Origin of the sequence: Paenibacillus forsythiae T98 (assembly GCF_000520735.1) — a bacterium.
In the GTDB taxonomy this organism is placed as follows: Bacteria; Bacillota; Bacilli; order Paenibacillales; family Paenibacillaceae; genus Paenibacillus_AQ; species Paenibacillus_AQ forsythiae.
Map to the genome: position 1 here is coordinate 1 of NZ_ASSC01000293.1, position 324 is coordinate 324.

Sequence of the window (324 nt, forward strand, 5' to 3'; positions counted from 1 at the left end):
CCGCTCTTCGAGCCAAGTAGTACGCAGCATAGAGTAGGTGATGTAGCCAATGTTCCCCTTTTTCCCTTGAAGCTGCTCTTGCCGAATGTCCCTGCAATACCTTCGAAACTCCTCTACACAGATTTGAATTTGTTGCTCCTGCGTGGCTTTGAGCTTCAGTGCCCAGTCTCTGCGGATCAGGGACCAGGCTTGATTCAAGATGGCTTGTTGCTCCAGCACATCTATGGGCTGTTCCATCTGTATTCAATCACCGCCTAAAGCTAATTGGATTTGACTTCGCTGCCCTTCATGTCCGCCGAGCCGCTTAATTGAATGTGGCTGGCG

Annotated in this window: 1 pseudogene; it reads right to left on the reverse strand. The window is 50.6% G+C overall.

What is annotated here, in order from left to right:
• A pseudogene (locus L692_RS28285) lies at positions 1 to 237 on the reverse strand (pentapeptide repeat-containing protein); the annotation flags it as partial.
• Positions 238 to 324: the final 87 nt, after the last annotated feature.